17 protein-coding genes are annotated in these 17982 nt (G+C 66.1%); 6 read left to right on the forward strand and 11 right to left on the reverse strand.

Going from position 1 to position 17982, the window contains the following annotated elements:
- Window positions 1-86: 86 nt before the first annotated feature.
- Together mtnA and FJ386_05860 are read right to left on the reverse strand one after the other, a co-directional pair.
- Window positions 87-1199 carry an S-methyl-5-thioribose-1-phosphate isomerase gene (gene mtnA / locus FJ386_05855; protein ID MBM3876228.1) on the reverse strand — a complete coding sequence of 371 codons (1113 nt, stop codon included), beginning with the start codon at window positions 1197-1199 and terminating at the stop codon, window positions 87-89.
- Window positions 1200-1221: 22 nt separating this feature from the next.
- The gene (locus FJ386_05860) at window positions 1222-1638 is read right to left on the reverse strand and encodes a hypothetical protein (protein MBM3876229.1); all 417 of its coding nucleotides are present in this window, start codon (window positions 1636-1638) and stop codon (window positions 1222-1224) included.
- Window positions 1639-1650: 12 nt separating this feature from the next.
- On the opposite strand from FJ386_05860, the gene FJ386_05865 reads away from it, so the two are divergent.
- The gene (locus FJ386_05865; protein ID MBM3876230.1) at window positions 1651-2298 is read left to right on the forward strand and encodes a molybdenum cofactor guanylyltransferase; all 648 of its coding nucleotides are present in this window, start codon (window positions 1651-1653) and stop codon (window positions 2296-2298) included.
- A 154-nt stretch (window positions 2299-2452) separates the two neighbouring features.
- Here FJ386_05865 and FJ386_05870 read toward each other — a convergent pair whose 3' ends face one another.
- The 3 genes from FJ386_05870 to FJ386_05880 all read right to left on the reverse strand — a co-directional run bounded on the left by FJ386_05870 (window position 2453) and on the right by FJ386_05880 (window position 5345).
- Window positions 2453-3316 carry a pantoate--beta-alanine ligase gene (locus FJ386_05870; GenBank protein ID MBM3876231.1) on the reverse strand — a complete coding sequence of 288 codons (864 nt, stop codon included), beginning with the start codon at window positions 3314-3316 and terminating at the stop codon, window positions 2453-2455.
- Window positions 3317-3436: 120 nt separating this feature from the next.
- Window positions 3437-3775: a glutaredoxin gene (locus FJ386_05875; protein MBM3876232.1), complete on the reverse strand. Its 339-nt coding sequence runs from the start codon at window positions 3773-3775 to the stop codon at window positions 3437-3439.
- 343 nt (window positions 3776-4118) lie between these two features.
- A complete protein-coding gene (locus tag FJ386_05880; protein ID MBM3876233.1) occupies window positions 4119-5345 on the reverse strand; it encodes a 2,3-bisphosphoglycerate-independent phosphoglycerate mutase in 1227 nt (408 codons plus the stop codon).
- A gap of 547 nt (window positions 5346-5892) precedes the next feature.
- Here FJ386_05880 and FJ386_05885 point away from each other — a divergent pair.
- Window positions 5893-6639, forward strand: a complete 747-nt coding sequence (locus FJ386_05885; protein ID MBM3876234.1) for a DUF1080 domain-containing protein — start codon at window positions 5893-5895, stop codon at window positions 6637-6639.
- Between the two features lie 31 nt (window positions 6640-6670).
- On the forward strand, window positions 6671-7714 hold the full coding sequence (locus FJ386_05890) for a dihydrodipicolinate synthase family protein (protein MBM3876235.1): 1044 nt from the start codon (window positions 6671-6673) through the stop codon (window positions 7712-7714).
- A gap of 37 nt (window positions 7715-7751) precedes the next feature.
- Here FJ386_05890 and FJ386_05895 read toward each other — a convergent pair whose 3' ends face one another.
- Together FJ386_05895 and FJ386_05900 are read right to left on the reverse strand one after the other, a co-directional pair.
- Window positions 7752-8567, reverse strand: coding sequence for an RNA methyltransferase (locus FJ386_05895; GenBank protein ID MBM3876236.1), 816 nt, complete (start codon window positions 8565-8567; stop codon window positions 7752-7754).
- 67 nt (window positions 8568-8634) lie between these two features.
- Window positions 8635-9456 carry an MBL fold metallo-hydrolase gene (locus tag FJ386_05900; GenBank protein ID MBM3876237.1) on the reverse strand — a complete coding sequence of 274 codons (822 nt, stop codon included), beginning with the start codon at window positions 9454-9456 and terminating at the stop codon, window positions 8635-8637.
- A gap of 56 nt (window positions 9457-9512) precedes the next feature.
- On the opposite strand from FJ386_05900, the gene rpoN reads away from it, so the two are divergent.
- Entirely contained in the window at window positions 9513-11021 is a 1509-nt protein-coding gene (rpoN, locus tag FJ386_05905; protein ID MBM3876238.1) for an RNA polymerase factor sigma-54, read from the forward strand.
- 74 nt (window positions 11022-11095) lie between these two features.
- Here rpoN and def read toward each other — a convergent pair whose 3' ends face one another.
- Both def and FJ386_05915 read right to left on the reverse strand, forming a co-directional pair.
- Window positions 11096-11674 carry a peptide deformylase gene (gene def / locus FJ386_05910; GenBank protein ID MBM3876239.1) on the reverse strand — a complete coding sequence of 193 codons (579 nt, stop codon included), beginning with the start codon at window positions 11672-11674 and terminating at the stop codon, window positions 11096-11098.
- Window positions 11675-11761: 87 nt separating this feature from the next.
- The gene (locus FJ386_05915; protein ID MBM3876240.1) at window positions 11762-14020 is read right to left on the reverse strand and encodes a tetratricopeptide repeat protein; all 2259 of its coding nucleotides are present in this window, start codon (window positions 14018-14020) and stop codon (window positions 11762-11764) included.
- Between the two features lie 266 nt (window positions 14021-14286).
- Here FJ386_05915 and FJ386_05920 point away from each other — a divergent pair, with 266 nt between their 5' ends.
- Window positions 14287-15036, forward strand: a complete 750-nt coding sequence (locus FJ386_05920; GenBank protein ID MBM3876241.1) for a hypothetical protein — start codon at window positions 14287-14289, stop codon at window positions 15034-15036.
- A gap of 21 nt (window positions 15037-15057) precedes the next feature.
- On the forward strand, window positions 15058-15897 hold the full coding sequence (locus tag FJ386_05925) for a hypothetical protein (GenBank protein ID MBM3876242.1): 840 nt from the start codon (window positions 15058-15060) through the stop codon (window positions 15895-15897).
- 280 nt (window positions 15898-16177) lie between these two features.
- Here FJ386_05925 and FJ386_05930 read toward each other — a convergent pair whose 3' ends face one another.
- Window positions 16178-17137, reverse strand: coding sequence for a serine hydrolase (locus FJ386_05930; GenBank protein ID MBM3876243.1), 960 nt, complete (start codon window positions 17135-17137; stop codon window positions 16178-16180).
- 107 nt (window positions 17138-17244) lie between these two features.
- Entirely contained in the window at window positions 17245-17859 is a 615-nt protein-coding gene (locus tag FJ386_05935; GenBank protein MBM3876244.1) for a methyltransferase, read from the reverse strand.
- Window positions 17860-17982: the final 123 nt, after the last annotated feature.

Below are 17982 nucleotides of genomic sequence, written 5' to 3' on the forward strand. Positions count from 1 at the left end.
CATGTTGAAGTGGCTGAGCGGGTTTTCTGCGCCGGACGCGGCGCAGGGCAGCAACCGAGTTTCGAACGGCAACCGGGAACTGCCCGCTACCGCGGCCCTCCGAGTTGCGCGCGGTGGCGCCAGAGTTCGGACGGCCTGAAGATGCCGGCGGGCGTGACGATTCCCGTGATCAATTCCGGCGGGGTCACGTCGAAGCCGGGATTGCGCGCCCGGCTTCCCGGGTTCGCCACGCGGAGATACGCGCGCGCGGACATCTTCGGACCCTGGACCGTGCCCCACGCCCCGAGCACCTCGTCCCCGCTCCGCTCCTCGATGGGAATGTCGCGACCGCGCCGGAGATTCCAGTCAATCGTCGAGAGCGGGATGCACACGTAGAACGGGATGCCGTGACGGTGCGCGAGCACGGCCTTGGTGTAAGTGCCGATCTTGTTCGCGACCTCGCCCGTGCGGCCGAGCGTGCGGTCGCTGCCGACGAGCACGAGGTCGACCTCGCCCTGCTGCATCAGGTGGCCCGCCGCGTTGTCGGCGATGATCTCATGCGAGATGCCCTGCTGCGAGAGTTCCCACGCCGTGAGTGTCGCGCCTTGCGAGCGCGGGCGGGTCTCGGCGCAAAAGACGTGGAACTTCCGCCCAAGCTCCTGCGCGGCGTAGAGCGGCGCCGTGGCCGAGCCGATGTCCACGAACGCGAGCCAGCCCGCGTTGCAATGGGTGAGCACGTGCGCCCCCGCGCGCACGAGCTTCGCCCCGTGGCGGCCGATGGCCTCGCAATGGGAAACATCCTCGTCTGCAAACGCCATCGCGGCGTCGAGCGCGCGTGCTTGCCGGCCGGCGACGGTCGTCCCGGCGCCGAGGCGCGCGCGGACTTCAAGCATCGCGTTCACCGGGTCCACGGCCGTCGGGCGCGCGCCTTTCAGCCGTTCGAAGACGCGCTCGACATGGGCTTCGAACTTCGCGAGCCCGCCCTTGCAAAAGGCGCGCGCGCCCTGCGCGAGTCCGAACGCGGCGGTCGCTCCGATCGCTCCCGCGCCGCGCACCGTCATGTCGCGGATGGCCTCCGCGGTCTCGCGAAAGTCGCGCGTGCGGACGAGCTTGAACTCGTGGGGCAAGCACCGCTGGTCGATGAGGACGACTTCGTTCCGCGCCGCGTCAAAACTCACCGTGCGGAACGGGCGCCTGCGGCCTCGAACGGTGACGTTCATCGCAGGGTTGCGCGCGCGGCGGTCAGTGCCTGCACCGCTGGAGCGCGCGGATCTTGGCGCGGACGGCGCCGAAGAGCGGATGATTGCGAAGCGGCGTGAGATCGGGGTCGGAATCGATCCACTCGAAGTCACGAAAGCCGAGGTCCATCGAGCGCTGCAGCGTCTCAATGGCCCGCTCGATCTGGCTCGTGAGCGCGTAGCTGCACGCGAGGTTGTAGTGGATCATCGAGTCGTCGGGCAGCAGGCGCGCGAGCGTTACGTCCACGCGCAGGCTGTCCGCGTGGCGGCCCGCGCGCGTATAATTGTCCCCGAGCGCGCGGAGGACATCCGGATTCCCAGGGTCGGCGACGGCCAATCCCTCGAAGAAATCGATTTCGACCTGGAGTTCGCGAAGTTCCCTCGCTGACGGGAGGTTGCGCGGCGTCTTGGAGTGCTTCATGCGTCCGCGCGTATGTTTCGCGGCGCGACCGTGAAGTCAAGTCCGCGGGCTTGCACGAGGGGGACCGGGTGTGATGATTCGCGCGTGCAACGACGACGAACGCCCAAGGCAACGGCGAAACCCGGGTGCGAGGTGTTCATCCTCGCGGGCGGACAGAGCCGGCGGATGGGCCGTGACAAGGCGCGCGCGCGAATCGGCCGGAGCCCGATGCTCGCCCTTGTCTCGGCGGCGGCGACGTCGGCGGGACTCCGCGTCCGGATCGTGCGCCGTGACGCGGTGCCGCGGTGCGGGCCGATGGGGGGCGTGGTGACTGCGTTGCGGCGAAGCCGCGCGGACGCGCTGGTGTTTCTCGCGTGTGACATGCCGTTTGTTCCGCCCGCGCTCATCCGGAAAATCGCCGGCCTGATGCGCGGCCGGACAACCGCGGCGTTCGTGACGCAGCGGCGGGTCGCGGGGTTTCCGTTCGCGCTGCGGCGCGGGGCGCTCCGAGTCGCCGGGGCGCTGATCGCCCGCGGGGAGTTCTCACTGCAATCCCTCGCGCGGGAGACCGGCGCGAAGCAGGTTCGTGTGAGCGGGGCCGCGTTGCGCGCGCTGGCCAATGTGAACACGCGGGAGGATCTGGAACGCGCGCGAATCCGGGCGGGGGGTCGGAAGCGTTGACCGGCGCGCGAACGAAGTCCTGGTCCAACCGGTCGAGGTTCTTGTGGCCCTCCACGAGGAATTCTTTGACGATTTCTCCCAACGCCATCATGGCTGCCCTTCCCCGGACGGGCTTCAACCCGGGAGTGCCCCGCTCACGGGGCGCGAGGTCGCATCAGAGCCTCCCGTTGTCGATCAACCTCGTGCGCCCGACGAAGACCGCGAGCGCGAAGTGAATGCCGCGCGCGGCCGCGGGCGCGGGTTCGAATGTCGCGGCGTGAAAGAACTCGAGGTAGTCCACCCTCGCCGCGGGTTGGGTCGCGATGAGCTTGCGAAGTTCCTGCTTCAAACTCGCGGCGGGTATCGGTTCGCGCGCCCGGCGAACCCTTGCGCGAGCAAACCGGATCGAGCGTGAGAGAATCGTCGCTTGCGCCCGTTCATCAGGGCTCAAGTAGTTGTTCCTCGAACTCAGCGCGAGTCCGTCCGGCTCGCGCACCGTCGGGGCGAGGATTAGTTTCACCGGGAAGTTCAGGTCGCGGATCATCCGGCGGACGACGGCGGCCTGCTGGAAATCCTTCGCGCCAAACACGGCGAGGTCGGGTTGGGTGATGTGAAGGAGTTTGCCGACGACCGTGGTCACGCCCCGGAAGTGGGTCGGCCGCGATGCGCCTTCCATCGTCCGGCTCACGGCGGTTTCCTCGACCAACGTGCTGAACCCGCCGCCAGCCGCCGGATACATCGAAGCGTCATCCGGCGCGAACAACACATCCACGCCTTCCGCGCGGCAGAGCCTCGTGTCCCGCGGCAGGTCGCGGGGATAGCGGGAGAGGTCCTCACCCGCGGCGAATTGCGCAGGATTGACGTAGAGGCTCACGGCGACAATCCCGCGTGAGCCCACCGCGCGGCGCGCGCGGCGGATGAGGCTCAAGTGGCCTTCGTGCAGAAAGCCCATCGTGGGGACAAGGGCGACTCGACGGCCGCGGCGGCGCCACGAACCGGCGAGCCGCTGCATGGCTGGAACTGAGTGGATCGTTCGCACTCGCTTGAATTTGGCGAAAGCCTGCTTGCGCGGAACCGCGGCAACCTTTCCGAACAACGCTTGTTGCGCGCCGGGCGAATCCACCGGCGCCGGACGACGGTGGGTCGGGAAACAACTGGATCAGCGGTTGAATTGCATCGGCGCGGCGCCGGGCATCTCGTGGGCGCAAGGCTGGTTCGTCGGCGCATCGGGAGTGCGCGCGTTCGACTGCACAAGTCCGTTGGCGAGCATGTAGGCTTCGACTTCCTCGCCGCTGATGTCCGCGAGCATCTGGCCGTTGACCTCGACGCACGGGCTGAGCATCTGGCCGCTCTTCTCGATCATTTCCTGCCGCTGCACGGGGTCATTGATGATGTCGCGATCCTCGTAAGGCAGGTCATACTTGCGAAGGATGGCGCGGACGCCGTTGCTCCAACCGCAGGTGGGCTTCAGGTAGGCGATGATCTTGGGCTTGTTCATGGTTTGGATCCGTTTCGTGCGCGTAAAGTGCCACACAACCCGAACTAGACAAGGATAACTTCCCGTCCGTCGAACCCGCGTGCAGTCCGGCTCGCCGGCGAAACGGGAGGGAATGGACGATGCGCGACATCATGGGCATGGCGGGGGATGCAGGCCGTTGCCGGCTGCCGGCGGGTGTGTTGAGGTTGGGGCCACTTCCGATGCGTTGACCCGGTCGTCGCGGCGCTGTCGCGGGCGATTTTGGGGCACGGTTTTACGCAAACTCGCCACGCGGCAAGGGAGGATTCCCGGGCGCGCTCCGGTGCCCCCGCATCGGTCCGGCTGAAATCTCAGCTCGCAATGGCTACGCGCCGAACTTGTCGAACATCCGGGCGTTGGCCTGCATGAGCCGGATGAGGTGCTTCGCCTCGAACACGCCTAGCGAACCGAGGTTCGCGTCGGTTTCCGTGAAGCGGTCGAGTTTGTCCGAACCGCTGAACGCCGAGTGCAACAACACCGGCTGCGGATGCCACGAGTGGCCCTTCATCGCGCACGGCGTCGAGTGATCGCCCGTGATCGCCAGCACGTCGGGTTTGTTCGCAAGCAGGATCGGCAGCGCCGCGTCGAACTCCTCGATCGCCTTCGTCTTCGCGGCGAAGTTCCCGTCCTCGCCAAACTTGTCCGTGTATTTGTAGTGGATGAAGAAGAAGTCAAAGTTCGCGCGCTCGGCCACGTATCGCTCGAACTGCCCTGCAATGGTCTGCGGGCCCTCGATCTTCGTCATGCCCACGAGTTGCGCCAGCCCCTTGTACATCGGATACACCGCGAGGCACGCGGGCTTGAGCTGGTAGCGCTCCTCGAACGATGGAATCTCCGGCTGGTGCGCGATGCCGCGCATCAGGAACCCGTTCGCCTTCGCCTGCTTCGCCAACAACGGCAGCGCCTGCCGGCAAAAATCCGCCACGGCTTTCGCGGTTCGCTTCTGCGCGGCGGACTTTGCGTTCGCCGGCTTCGCGGTCGCGATGGGCAAACCCTCGCGGTTCGGGTCCGTGGAACCCAGCGGCCCTTCGAGCCCCTTGCCGCGGAAGATCACCACGAACCGGTGCTCCTTGCCCGCCTTGATGATCACCTGCGCGCCGCCCGCCTTCTTGATCTTCTTCGAGAGCAGCGCGCACAACTCCTCGCACACCCCGGTCGCGATTCGGCCCGCCCGCCGGTCGGTCACGATGCCTCTCCTGTCCAGCGTGCAGAAGTTCGCGCGCGCGGCGACGTCGCCGGCCTTCATCTCCAGGCCGAGCCCGAGCGCCTCGATCACACCGCGGCCGACCTCGTAGTCCAACGGGTCGTAGCCGAACAACCCGAGATGGCCCGGCCCGCTGCCGGGCGTGATGCCGGGCGCGACGGGAATCATCCGGCCCTGCGCGACGCCGCGGCGCACGAGCGCGTCGAGGTTCGGCGTGCGGGCGGCTTCGAGCGGGGTGAGTTCGCCCTGCGCGGCCGTGGCGATGTCGCCGAGACCGTCGAGGACGACCAGCGCGAGCTTCGCGCCGGTCTTGATGGTGAGGGACGAGTAGAGGGTGTCGAGGTTCATGTTCCTATTCGGGTTGCGGTCAGCAAAAAAGCGATCCGCCCCGGCGAAGGGTTGGATCGCCACGCGCAGTGTGCGAAGCGCATTCACCAGCGTCAACGGTGAACACGCATCACCCCCGTTGCGGGCACCGTGCCTGCGAACGGGGCGCTGCCATCCTGGGCGGCCAGCCCGGATGCGAAGCGTCCGGGCCGCAAGGATTGCGGCGCCCCGCCCAAGTTCAAGGACCGAAATCGCGTCCGGTGGCGGGCCGTGAATTCGCGTGCGAGGCCGAGTCTGGCACCTACCACCCCGGCAGGTCGAGTCCCACGCGCCGGTCGCCGACGCAATCCCGCACGAGCAGGCAGTCCGTGCCGTGAATGGTGATCCCGCGGTTGCGCGAATCCCAGATGCTCGCGCCGGGCCGCCCGCCCCGATCACGCAGGCTGAGCGATGCCGCCGGCCGGACGGGCATCGGAACGCCGGCAGCACCGCGTCGGCTGCAGTCCGTCTCACTTGCCACTGGTTTTTGATTTGATCACGGATGACGGCGAGCCAACAATCCACCCCCATGACCCGGCCGGATTCGCTCACCTTCTCCAGCGCGGCGCGATGTCTCGCTGCCGTGTTGCTCGCGGCGGGCGCGCTGCCCGGCACGTCCTGCCGGCTGGGTTGCCACCCATCCGAAAGTTCCGCGGCGCGCGCACGCGCGACCGTGCGGCCCACGGACGGCTGGCGCACGCTGTTCGACGGCAAGTCGCTCGCGGGATGGAAAATCACGGACTTCGCCGGAGGCGGCGAACCGAGGATCGAACAAAGCTTCCGCGGAGGCGGGCCTGTGATCCTCATTCCCGCGGGCGCGAGTCTCAGCGGCATCACGCTCACGAATCCGCCGCCGTCCGGCGCGTACGAAGTCGAACTGGAGGCGCTCAAGATCGAAGGCGGGGATTTTTTCTGCGGGCTCACCTTCCCCGTCGGCAGGGCGCACGCGACGCTCGTGCTCGGCGGTTGGGGCGGCGCCACCGTGGGCATTTCAAGCATCGACGGACTCGACGCGTCGGAAAACGAGACGACGCAATTCCTCACGTTTCCGAAGGACAAGTGGTTTCATGTCTGGCTGCGGGTCACAGAGGACCGAATCCAAGTCCGGCTCGACCGCGAGGCCAAGCTGCTCATTGACCAGGACATCAAGGACAAGAAGATCAGCATGCGGTTCGGCGAAATCGAATCGAGCATCCCGTTCGGCATCGCCACCTATCAAACCGACAGCGCCGTCCGCACGGTGAAATGGAGGCCGCTGGGCGCAGGCGCCCGGTGAGCCCGGCCGATCCCGCGACCGACCAGCCCGCATGAACCCCGATCGCGCGCGGTGCTTCGCCCGGCTGTTTCCCGCAGGCGTTCCCGCGCTGTGGTGCCCGATGATCACGCATTATCGCGCCGGGGGCGGGCTCGACCGCGCGCGGCAGGCGGCGCACCTGCGGCATCTCGCGCCCTGCGTGAAGGGGTTGCTCATCCCCGGCTCGACCGGCGACGGCTGGGAGATGGATGACGCGGAAATCCGCGAACTCCTCGATTACATCCTCGGCGAATCGGCGCCCCTCGGGCTGCGCGTGCTCATCGGCGTGCTCAAGACCGACGCGGCCGAGGCGCGCCGGTGCATCCTCGAAACAGTGAGCTGGCTGCAATCGCGCGCGGGCACGTGCGACGTGGACGAGGCGCTCGCGCGCGCGGGCGTGTGCGGCTTCACCGTGTGCCCGCCGAAGGGCGCGGAACTCCCGCAGCCGCAGATTCACGCCGCGCTCGCGGGCATCCTCGCGCTCGGTCTTCCCACGGCGCTGTATCAACTCCCGCAGGTCACGCAAAACGAAATGACGCCCGACACGGTGGCCGCGCTCGCGGCGCGGTTCCCGAACTTCATCCTGTTCAAGGACACGAGCAGCGCGGATCGCGTGGCGCGATCGGGCGCGCCCCTCGATGGCGTGTTCCTCGTGCGTGGCGCGGAGGCGGACTACGCGAAGTGGCCGCGCGCGGCGGGCGGACCTTACGACGGCTTCCTGCTGAGCACGGCGAACTGCTTCGGGCGCGAGTTGCTTTCGGTGATCGAGGACGTGAACGCAGGCCGCGCGGCCGGAGCCGGGGCGACTTCGAGCAAACTCACCACGGTCGTGAACGAGGTGTTCCGCATCGTGACGGGGCTGCCGCAAGGCAACGCCTTCGCGAATGCGAACAAGGCGATGGATCACTTCTTTGCGCACGGGAACCGGGCGGGGCACGCGCCGTCGCCGCGATTGCACGGCGGAAGTGTGTTGCCGCCTGCCGTGCTGGATGCGACGCGCGATGTGTTGATGCAGCACGGATGGCCGCCCGGCCGCGGGTATCTCGGCGGTGGCTGACACGGAAGCGCGGGCAACACGGGGCCCGCCGCAATCCTCACGCGAGCCCGCGCTGGCGACGGACTTCGTAGAGAAACGCCGCGGTCGCGCTCGCGACGTTGAGCGAGTCCACTCCTTCGCACATGGGGATGGCGACGCACCGCTCACACGCGTCGAGCACTTCGGCGGAGAGGCCCTGCCCTTCGCTCCCGAACACGATGCAGCAGTCGCCCGTGAAATCCGCTGCGGAGAGTTTGCACTCGTCCGTGTGCGGATGCGCGGCGAACGAACAGACCCCGCGGCGGCGAAGGTCCGCAATCGCCTCGACGAGTGACGCAGGCTCGATGAGCGGCAGCTTGAACACCGCGCCCATCGAATTCCGCACGGCGCGGCGGATGTAGGGATGCGACGAAGTCTCGCCGACGAGCAAAGCCTGCACGCCGAGCGCGGCGCAATTGCGCACCACGATGCCGAGGTTTTCGCTGCTCGTGAGTCCGTCCACGGCGGCGAAGAGCCGCGGGCCCGGGCTCGATTGGAGCGCCGAGTCGAGCGGCACCGCCGCGGGAATGCGCCCCAGCCCGAGCACGCCCTGATACATCGGGAAACCCGTGAGTGTTTCGAGAACCTCCTTCGGCGCGACGTGGGCGATGACAGTTTCCCGCCGGCGTTCCGCGAGCGAACCGAGGTCCGCGAGCCATTTGTCGGGCAGGACGATGGAGATGACCTCGACGGGACTCTCGAGAAGGCGGCGTGTCACCTTCTCGCCTTCGGCCACGAAGATGCCCTGTTGATGGTGGTCGCGCTGGAGCCGCATCGAGCGGTAGGGCGCGAGCTCCGGAATGTCGAGGGACTCGATGCGCTGGACGCGAAGCATGGTGGCGGTGAAATGGCGGAATGATCAGCGGGCCCGGCACATGTCGCGGCCGGGACGGGTTGTGAACTCACAGTTCGATCGTCGCGCTCGGCGAATCCTGTCCCGCGGTCTCGACCCGGACGTGCCGGACGCCGAGTTCGTGCAGTCGCGCGCAGACCGTGTCGTGCGCGAGTTGCGGCGTGTTGCAGTCGCGGCTCAAGTGCCCGAGGTAAAGATGGCGCAACCGGTCCGTGACGACTTCCGCGGCGACACCGGCCGCGGCGTCGTTTGAGAGGTGGCCGTGCCGGCCGAGGATGCGCTGCTTGGTGCTCCACGGGCGTTTGGTGTCCTCCTGCAGCAACTTCAAATCGTGGTTGGCTTCGAGCAGCAGGATGTCCGACTCGCGAATGCGCTCGATGACCAGTGTCGTCGCATGGCCGAGGTCGGTGAGGATGCCGACGTTCCCCGAAGGCGCGCGAATCAGAAAACCGACGGGGTCCCACGCATCGTGCGGCACGCTGAAGGAATCGACCGTGACCTCGCCCACCTCGAAGCTGGCGCCCGTGGTGAACAGGCGCCACTCGAGCTGGAGGCCGAGCTGCTCCTCGAGGGCGCGCGCGGTGTGGGCGTTGCAATACACCGGCACCCGCAGCTTCGCCGCGATGGTGGTGAGTCCCTGCACGTGGTCGCTGTGCTCGTGCGTGATGAGGATTCCGGCGAGCGATTCGGGACCGCGGGACAGGCTCGTGAGCCGGTGCCGGATTTGCCGGCCGCTGAAGCCGGCATCGATGAGCAGACGGGTGTCGCCCGATTCCAGGTAGGCGCAATTGCCGCTCGAACCGCTTCCAAGAATTGTGAACCGCGCGGGCACGAGCGACGGTAGGACGGGCGGCCGAGGCGGGCAATGAATTTGGCGGCCCCGTTTCTCTCCTTGAGCCGCGCCGCTGCGCCCGTATCTTCACGCGCATGGCGCAAGGGTTACATCTGAGCCAACGCATGAGCCAGCAGATGGTGCTGGCCCCGCAGCTCCAGCAATCGCTGGCGCTGTTGCAGGCTCCCACCCTCGAACTCAAGGCGCTCGTCGAGCAGGAGCTCGAACAAAACCCCGTCCTCGAGGAGGCGCCCGAGCTGTCGCAGGAGGAAAAGGCCGCCCGCGAAAGGGACGGCGAGGCCGACATCGACCCCACCGATCCCGCGGAGCCGCCGGCCGATGTGAAATTCGACCCGGCGACGGAGAAGCCAAGTTCCGAGCCCGTGGATGATTTCCAGGCGGAGTTCGACCGGCTCGTGCAGATGGACCAGGAGTGGCGCGAGCACTTCTCGCAGAGCAGCCTGCCCAACCGCGCGACGCCCGAGGACGAGGAACGCCGGCAGTTCATGTTCGACTCGCTCGTGGCGGAAACCTCATTGCAGGAGTTCCTGCTCGAACAGGCGCGCGAAGCGAACCTGCCCGCCGGGGACAACCAGATCGCCGAGTTGATCATCGGCAACATTGACGAGCACGGGTTTTTCCAGGCGAAAGTTGACGAACTCGCGGCGTCAACGGGGTTGCCCGCCGATCGTATTGCGGGCGTGCTCAAAGTGGTGCAGTCGTTCCAGCCGCCCGGTGTCGCGGCGCGCGACCTGCGCGAGTGCCTCATGCTCCAGCTCGAGCGCGCCGGCCGCACCAAGACGCTCGAGTATGGAATCCTGCGCGACCACATGGATCTTCTCGGGCGGCGGCGCTTTCAGGAAATCGCCCGCCTGCTGGCCAATGACGCCATCGACGCCGTGGACGTGCAGAACGCCGCCGAGCGCGTCGCGCAGCTCGAGCCGCGGCCCGGGAGGGCGTTCCTTCCCGATGACCCGCAATACATCGTCCCGGAGGTCTTTGTCCAGAAAGTCGGCGACGAATGGCAGGTCACCACGAACAACGACCAGGTTCCCCACCTGCGCATCAGCAATCATTACAAGGACCTGATGTCGCAAGCCGACACGCCCGTCGAGGTGCGCGAATACATCCGCGAGAAAATCCGCGCCGGGAAATTCCTCATCAAAAGCCTGCACCAGCGGCAGAGCACCATCCTCAACATCGGGCGCGAAATCCTGAACCGTCAGCGCGCGTTCTTCGAGCAGGGCATCACGCACCTCAAGCCGCTCACGATGAACCAGGTCGCCGAGGTCGTCGGCGTGCACGAAACCACCGTGAGCCGCGCCGTGTCCGGCAAATACATGGAGACGCCCCACGGCGTGTTCGAGATGAAGTTCTTCTTCACGTCCGGTTTCAAGATGACCACCGGCGCGGACATGGCGAACACGAGCATCAAGGACATCATCGCCGCGATGGTCGCCGGGGAGGACACGGCGAACCCGCTGTCCGACGAAGCCATCGTGGCAAAGCTCAAGGAGAAGGACATCGTCATCGCCCGCCGGACCGTCGCGAAGTATCGGTCCGAGTTGAACATCCTGCCCTCGACCTTGCGGAAGGTGTTTTGACCGGCGGCAGACGGCGTCCCGTGGTCAGACTCGGCGCAGCCCCCGGCCCGGGTCTGCGATCCGATTCCTGCGGGCTATCCGCCCTTGCCCCGCTTCAGGGCCGCCTTGGTTTCCAGCGCCAGTTCGTCCAGCTCGGGTTTCAGTTCGCGCTTTTTTTCCGCGCTCATGCGGTCGATGAACAGAATCCCGTGCAAGTGGTCGTGCTCATGCTGGATGGCGCGCGCGAGCAATCCGCCGCAGCGGAACTGCACGGGTTCGAGCCTGTCGTTGAGCGCGCGGACATCGATCGACTCCGGGCGCGAAATCTCGCCGTAGAGTTCCGGGAAACTCAGGCAACCCTCGCTGCCCGGGACAGGCTCAGCCGCGGGTGTGAGTTCCGGATTGAGCAGGATGAGTGGCATGATCGAGTTCGGGTCGGCGGGCTTGCCGTCGAGTTCGAGTGTCGAAGGCCGGTCCGTCACCGCGCGAATGTCGAGCACGGTCAGTTGAAGCGCCTCGCCGATTTGCTGCGCGGCGAGTCCCACGCCGCGCTTCGCGGCCATCGTCTCGAACATGTCCGCGATGAGCTGCCGGAGTTCCGGCGTGATGGATTCGACCTTGGCGCCCTTTTTACGCAGGACGGGGTGTCCGTATTTCACGACTTCAAGGACCATGTCGGCGCAGACGTTCTAGCGGAGGCAGGGCGAGGTCAAGAACGGTGTCGCCGGCGGGACCGGCTGGCATCTGCCGATGGATGCGATTCACGGCTCGCGGTTGAGCCGGCGCAGCACTTCCTTCACGCGGTCGAGATCAATGCCGCGCGGCTGTTTCTCCAGCACGTAAGTAAGGTCGTCCCGCGCACCGGAAGTGTCGCCGGACTGGGCGCGGAGCAATCCGCGGCTGAGCCGGTCGCGCGGCGAGTCGGGCGCGAGCGCGCAAATGATCTCGAAATAACGCAGCGGCGGGTCGTTGGAGCCCGCGCGGTTGGAGGCGCCGACGAGGTTGCGCAGGATGCGGAGGATGATGTCGCGCTTGGTGGCGGGCTGGAGATCCGCTTCGCGGAGGGGCTCGCCCGTGTTCAACTGCACGAGCCGTTCGGCGTCGCGTCGCGAGAGCGTCTTGCCGCCATCGAACACGTCAAGCAACTGGGCGTCGCCCTTCGCGGGCTTGTGCTGCACGACAAAATGGCTCGGCAGCGGAATACCGCGGATGCCTTCGACCCCGGCGCGCCGCGCGAGCTCGATGAAAAGCACCGAAAGCGTGATCGGCAGCCCCTCCCGGTCGTCCATCACGCCGCTCATGTGGGAGTTCGCGCGGTTGTAGTAATCGCTGCGGCTTCCGTGGAAACCCGACTCGGTGAACATGAAGCTCACGAGCGCGGCGACCCGTGACGCCTCGTCGGTTTTTCCCGCGAGACGGCCGCGGGCATCCGCGGCCATGGCATCGAGCTGCCTGCGGTAGGCGTCGACGTCCATCTCCGGATTGTCGAGTTTGGCCAGCAACAGCGCGGCGTGGAACAGGTCGATCGTTTCCTCGGGTTGCGCGAGCGCCTTCACCAGGGCGTCCTGAACGGCCTTGTGGTGCACCGCGAGGGCGAGCCGTTTGAGCTGCCGGCCCTCGGCTTCGAGCTGCTTCGCCCGCTCGGCAAGAATCCCAGGCACGGCCGCGGCGTGCGGCTGGAGTGCCTCGATGGTTTTCAAGTCGAGCGCGCCGGTGGCCGGGAGCTTCTCGACCTGCTTGAGGATGCCCGCCACGACGTCCGGCGAGGGCGTGGTGGGCGTGAGGTTCGTGCCGACGGCGAATTCCTTGAACTGCGCCTGCGTGTCGCGGAACTTCGCGAGACCGGCCTTGCCCGCGGTCAATTCGCCGTCGTCCGTCTCGGCGACGAGATGGCCATTGACGAAGCACGTTGTCCGGTCCCTTGTGACGCGGACTTTGAGCGTGTTCCAGTCGCCGGGCTTGTAATGCGGCGTCGCGACTTCCTGCAGCACATGCCATGTAAAGACATTTGGTCCGTCAAATCGCGTCAGGCGGAGCCGGCCGGCGCTTGGATAAAACCCGTAATGCCGGTCGCCGCCGTCGCTCTCAAAGATGAGCCCCGCGGCGCCCGACTCGTCATCGAGCTTCACCGTCACGCTCACGTCGTAAGGTCGCGCGGGCACCACGCGCTGCGAGACGAGCAATGACCGCCCGCCGAAGCCATTGCCCGCGCCCTCGACGGAGATGCGACCGGCCTTCTGCGTCCACCGAGCACCGTTGACTTGCGCCCACTCGCGCGGATTGAGCGCGCCGATTGTGAGCCAGCGATCCAGCGGGACGGTGTTTGGCTTGGCGAGCAGCGGCTTCAGCGCATTGACGGGCATCGCGAAGCCGAGGTTTTCCGTGATGGCACTCTTCAGTGTCAGGATGCCGTGGACGCGACCCTGCATGTCGAGCAGCGGACCGCCGCTGTTTCCCGGCTCGATCGGAATGGCGAGTTGGATCATCTCCGCAAGTTCGATGTCGCGCTTCGCCGAGACGACGCCCTGCACCACGGAGAAGTCGAGCCCGCGCGGGCTGCCGAGCGCGACGACAGGCGTGCCCTGCTTCAAGGTGTCCGAGTCGCCGAGCGCCAGCGCCGGTGTGTTGGAGGCGGCGATCTGGATGATCGCGAGGTCGCGACTCCGATCCCACGCGTGGACATGCGTGGCGTGGAACTTCCGTCCATCGGCAAACTGCACAGAGATGGGCCGCGCCTCGCCGATCACGTGCAGACTCGTGGCGATAAGGCCGTTCGTTGAAATGACAAATCCCGCGCCGACGCCGTCCACGCCCCCGTCACGCCCGTAGTGTGAGATAACGACGATGGACGGCTTGGCGATCGCGGCGAGTTCCTCGACGGGCTTGGAGGCGGGTTCGCCCTTCGACGCCTTTGCTGGGGCGGGCGCCTGCGCGGACTCCTTGGCAGGCGGTTCAGCCGCGCGCAGGGCCATGGTGACGGTGACGAGAACTGCGGACCAGATAGCGAGGGAAGTTCGCATGACGTGTCGTGGGCTAGACTCGACCCCGTCGGCGCGAATTCAGTCGCGGCCGGGTGGGCATTTCGAACGAGGGCGCGAGACTCGTCGTTGCTGCCCGCGTGCATACCACTTCACGCAGGCAACCAGGGGAAGACGCAACGGCGACAGGGCCACCGGGCATGCTCAAAATAATCTGAATATTTCCCTTGCCCCTCTTCCGGGCCTTCGGCTAGAACACCATTCGACCCAGCTAGACAATCATCACACATCAAACCTTGCCTCAATTTATGAGCCCGGATGAAGTTCAGAAACAAGTTCAGGAATTGGAGTCCGTTCGCTCGCAAACTCGCCTGTGGCGGGCCGGTTCCGTCCTCGCCATCATCGTCATCGTGGCCGCTTGCGTCGGGCGGCTGATCGACGGTGTCAACGGCCTGGCGAGCCCCGGGCCGCGTCAGGACGCCTTCCTCGGAGACGTGACCGCCAGCCTCAAGACGAACGTCGTTCCCGGCCTGCAGAAGATCGCGACGCAGGCGATCTACGACATCAAGCCGATGGTTGAGCTTGAGATTCAAAAGCTCAATGAGCGCGCCCCTGACATCGCCGCGACCTTGAAGAAGGAAATCGACCTGCTGACGCACAACCTCCCGAACCGCGGCGAGAAGGTCCTCGACTCGACCTTCGGGGCGATGCTCAAGAAGCGCGAGGACAAGATTCGGAAAATGTATCCGACGGTCACCCCTGAAAATGTCGCCTCGCTCGTGCACAATCTGGTCGCCGAGACGCATGATCAGGTCGAACACGTCAGCGACCGGCTCTTCGCTCCGCACATTCTGTCGCTGAACAACATCCTGGAAAACGTCTCGGAGATCCAACGCACGGAGAAATTCGACGCCTCGGAGGACTTTCCCAAATGGGAGATGGCCTCGCTGATCATCGACCTGCTCCAGCAGGAGTTCAAGGACCTCAGCGACCTGGACGAGAAAGATCCTTCAACCAAGTCGCCGAAGGAGCCGAAGAAGAAAGAAGCGAAGAAGTAACAACCCCATCTCTAACCCAACATGAGCACGACACCCACACCCAGCGACCCGTCGAGCGGTTCCACCGGGCAACCGGCGCCAGCGGCAACGTCGACTCCCACTACCGGCCAGTCCGCAGCCGAGCAATTCATCGCCGACCAGCTTGCCAAAGCCCGGGCATCGCTGCGCCGCACGCAAATCGCCGGCTTGATCGCGTCGCTCATCGTTCTCGGCTACATGAGCTTCGTCACCAGCCGCATCCTCGAGTGGCTCGACCCCAAGACCGCCGCCGATTACGTCACGCTCTTCGTCAATAATGAAGTTCAGGAAAAGGCCACCGATCTCGCGGGCGAACTCAAACAGAAGATTCCCGAGCTCGTGCGGCAGATCCCGACGCTCGTGATGGACCAAATCCCGCTCATTCGAGAGGAACTGGAGAGCAAGGTTGAGCAGGACCTGCGGCAGTTCTGCGCCACGACGTCGGTTCAGATGGGCAAGCACCTCGACCTGTATCTTGAGAACAACGCCGCGAAAATCCGCGCCGTGCTCAACGCCACGCAGGACCGTGAGTCCATCAAGCAACTCGGCCCGGACATCGAACAGACCATCATGGATTACCTCGCCGAGAAGACCGAGGACGGCGAATCCATCAAGGACAAGATCGACAAGACCCTTGAGGCGCTGCATCGCGTCGAAGCCCACACAGACCGCCTTGCAAAAGCCAAGGGTCTCACGCCGCAGGAGACGAAGACCCGGCGCATCATCGCAATCCTCGGCAAGGCGGCCGACGGGACCGACTTGGGAACGTCAAAGGACAACACGGTAGTGACAGACCCCGCGCTGCCCCTGCCCAAGAAACCCAAGAGCGAGCCCAAGAAGTAACGGCCCGCGCCCGACTGAACCCCTCGCCCGAACCACGGCCCAGTCCGCATCCGCTGCGGCCGATTTCGAGACCCGGAACTTCTCCGCGCCGCCGTGGGAGGCAAACACCTCCTCAAGCTGGGTGCCGTCTGCGGGCTTCACGCGTTGCATCCGGTCGCGCACCCATTCGAGGAAGAACTGCGTCGTCGCCTCAGCAATCGCCAACTCGATTCGCGACGTCTGCGCGAGCGCCGGGGCGTCGAACGCTCTCCAAGCCGGGGCGATGCTTGTCGGACTCACGTCACTTTGCAGCGGCCATCCCATCGACCACAACCTTCGCGACGGTGTGGATGATTTCCTTCTCGCCCGAGTGATCCGTGGTGAAGACGACGAGCACGAACTTCGCGCCGCTCGGCAGCTCGACGTAGGCGCAGTCGTGGCGTGTCTGGCTCGTCCAGCCGGCCTTGGACCAGAGTTTCGCGCCCGCAGGCAGCACGGGGCCGGTGAACCGCGCCTGGCTGTCGGGGTCCTTCTCCTTCGCGGCGGGATTGCGCGCGAGGAGCTTCATCATCTCGGCGCTGCGCGTTGCGGAGACGCACTTGCCCGTGGCGATCTCGGTCATGAGCCGCGCGGTGGCGTCGGTCGTGAGCATGTTCCGCTTGGGCGTGAAGGTGTTGATGGCCTGCGTCTCGCGGCCGTAGGGGCCTTCGCACCACGGCTTCTTGCTGGCATTGAGGTTCGCGTAGCCAAGCGACGTGAAGTAGCGGTTCACGGCGTTGCGCTTGTCGAACCAAGCCTTGATCTCGTCGTCCGCCAACTCCGGCCCGCTCGTCGTGCCGGTGAGCAGGTCGATCACGTAGCCCGTCGCCTCGTTGTAGCTGTGGACGATCATGTCGCTCATCGCGCGGCGCAACTCGGGCGTGTCGGCCAGCTTGCCGTCCTCCATCCAACGGTGCGCGGCGGCGAGGTAAAAGAGCTTGATGACGCTCGCGGGATAGATTTGCACATCGCCACGGAAGCTCGCGCGCGCGGGCTTCGCAGGATCGGTCAGGTCCACAAGCGTGACGGCGAGCTGGGTCGGGAAGAGTTTCTTGTCGCTTAACTTCTCAATCGTCGCACTGGACGCGGCGTTGACGAGCGCCTGCAGCTTCGGCGATTCGGCGAAGCCGGGTGCCGAGGCGGCCTGGGCTTTGGCGCGGGGCATCGGCGCGACGAGTAACAGGAAAACGGCGAGAAGTGGAGCGCGGAGTGGACGGGTCATGTCGGAATGGAACCCGAACTGCTGCCCGCTGGCAAATGTGTTCGCTGCAGGCGCTCGGCCCGATTGCCAACGGTGGCGGGACGCGTCGCGCAGCGAGCCGTTCCGCCTCAATCAAGCATCGGCGGCGACGACGAGGACAACGGCGATTCGGGTGTTTCAAGGAAGCGCATCCACGAGTCGCCATGCTTGAGTATCTTTCGCTCGCTCCACGCGGGCGTGAGTTCGAGCGTGTCGCGCCTGGCGTGGCCGAGGATCAGCAGTCCGCCGCGCGCGAGCAGTGTCGGCAGCGTCGGATCATCAAGCAGCTTCTGGGAAAGCGATCCCGACCGGCGGCCGATGTTTTTCTCCCCAAACGGAGGATCCGCGAGCACGAGATCAAACGTCCGTCCCGCCGAGGCAAGCTGCGGCAGCGCCGTGAACACGTCCTGCACGCGGACCTCCACGATCGCGCGCGAGAACGAGGCCTTCGCGATGTTTTCCTCGATGAAGCGCGCGTGCTTGCGAGAGAGTTCGACGCACACGGCGTGTCGTGCCCCGCGGCTCAGGCACTCGAGGCTCAGCGCGCCCGTGCCGCCGAAAAGTTCGAGCACTCGCGCGCCGGGCACTCGCGCGCCGAGGCTGTTGAAGACGGCCTGCCGGACAAGGTCGGGAGTCGGCCGCACGTCGAGACCCTTCGGAGTCGCGAGGATCAACCCAGCCGCCGTGCCGCCAATGATGCGCATGAAGCATTGTGCGCCGGGAAGTGGCGGCGTCCAAGACGGATTCGCGCGGACACGAGTCCCGGAAGCGCAACCGCGGTGGCGACGAGAAACTTCCGCCGGGAGGGCTGCGACTTCATGCGCCAG

The sequence above is a fragment of the Verrucomicrobiota bacterium genome (assembly GCA_016871675.1).
GTDB lineage: Bacteria > Verrucomicrobiota > Verrucomicrobiia > Limisphaerales > VHCN01 > VHCN01.

Excerpts from the sequence above, each read along its gene's own strand:
- FJ386_05890 (MBM3876235.1), top strand. The coding sequence starts at position 6,671 with ATGAACCCCGATCGCGCGCGGTGCTTCGCCCGGCTGTTTCCCGCAGGC.
- FJ386_05930 (MBM3876243.1), bottom strand. The coding sequence starts at position 17,137 with ATGACCCGTCCACTCCGCGCTCCACTTCTCGCCGTTTTCCTGTTACTC.
- def (MBM3876239.1), bottom strand. The coding sequence starts at position 11,674 with ATGGTCCTTGAAGTCGTGAAATACGGACACCCCGTCCTGCGTAAAAAG.
- FJ386_05880 (MBM3876233.1), bottom strand. The coding sequence starts at position 5,345 with ATGAACCTCGACACCCTCTACTCGTCCCTCACCATCAAGACCGGCGCG.
- FJ386_05865 (MBM3876230.1), top strand. The coding sequence starts at position 1,651 with ATGTTTCGCGGCGCGACCGTGAAGTCAAGTCCGCGGGCTTGCACGAGG.
- FJ386_05915 (MBM3876240.1), bottom strand. The coding sequence starts at position 14,020 with ATGCGAACTTCCCTCGCTATCTGGTCCGCAGTTCTCGTCACCGTCACC.
- rpoN (MBM3876238.1), top strand. The coding sequence starts at position 9,513 with ATGGCGCAAGGGTTACATCTGAGCCAACGCATGAGCCAGCAGATGGTG.
- FJ386_05895 (MBM3876236.1), bottom strand. The coding sequence starts at position 8,567 with ATGCTTCGCGTCCAGCGCATCGAGTCCCTCGACATTCCGGAGCTCGCG.
- mtnA (MBM3876228.1), bottom strand. The coding sequence starts at position 1,199 with ATGAACGTCACCGTTCGAGGCCGCAGGCGCCCGTTCCGCACGGTGAGT.
- FJ386_05935 (MBM3876244.1), bottom strand. The coding sequence starts at position 17,859 with ATGCGCATCATTGGCGGCACGGCGGCTGGGTTGATCCTCGCGACTCCG.
- FJ386_05860 (MBM3876229.1), bottom strand. The coding sequence starts at position 1,638 with ATGAAGCACTCCAAGACGCCGCGCAACCTCCCGTCAGCGAGGGAACTT.
- FJ386_05925 (MBM3876242.1), top strand. The coding sequence starts at position 15,058 with ATGAGCACGACACCCACACCCAGCGACCCGTCGAGCGGTTCCACCGGG.
- FJ386_05885 (MBM3876234.1), top strand. The coding sequence starts at position 5,893 with ATGACCCGGCCGGATTCGCTCACCTTCTCCAGCGCGGCGCGATGTCTC.
- FJ386_05920 (MBM3876241.1), top strand. The coding sequence starts at position 14,287 with ATGAGCCCGGATGAAGTTCAGAAACAAGTTCAGGAATTGGAGTCCGTT.
- FJ386_05875 (MBM3876232.1), bottom strand. The coding sequence starts at position 3,775 with ATGAACAAGCCCAAGATCATCGCCTACCTGAAGCCCACCTGCGGTTGG.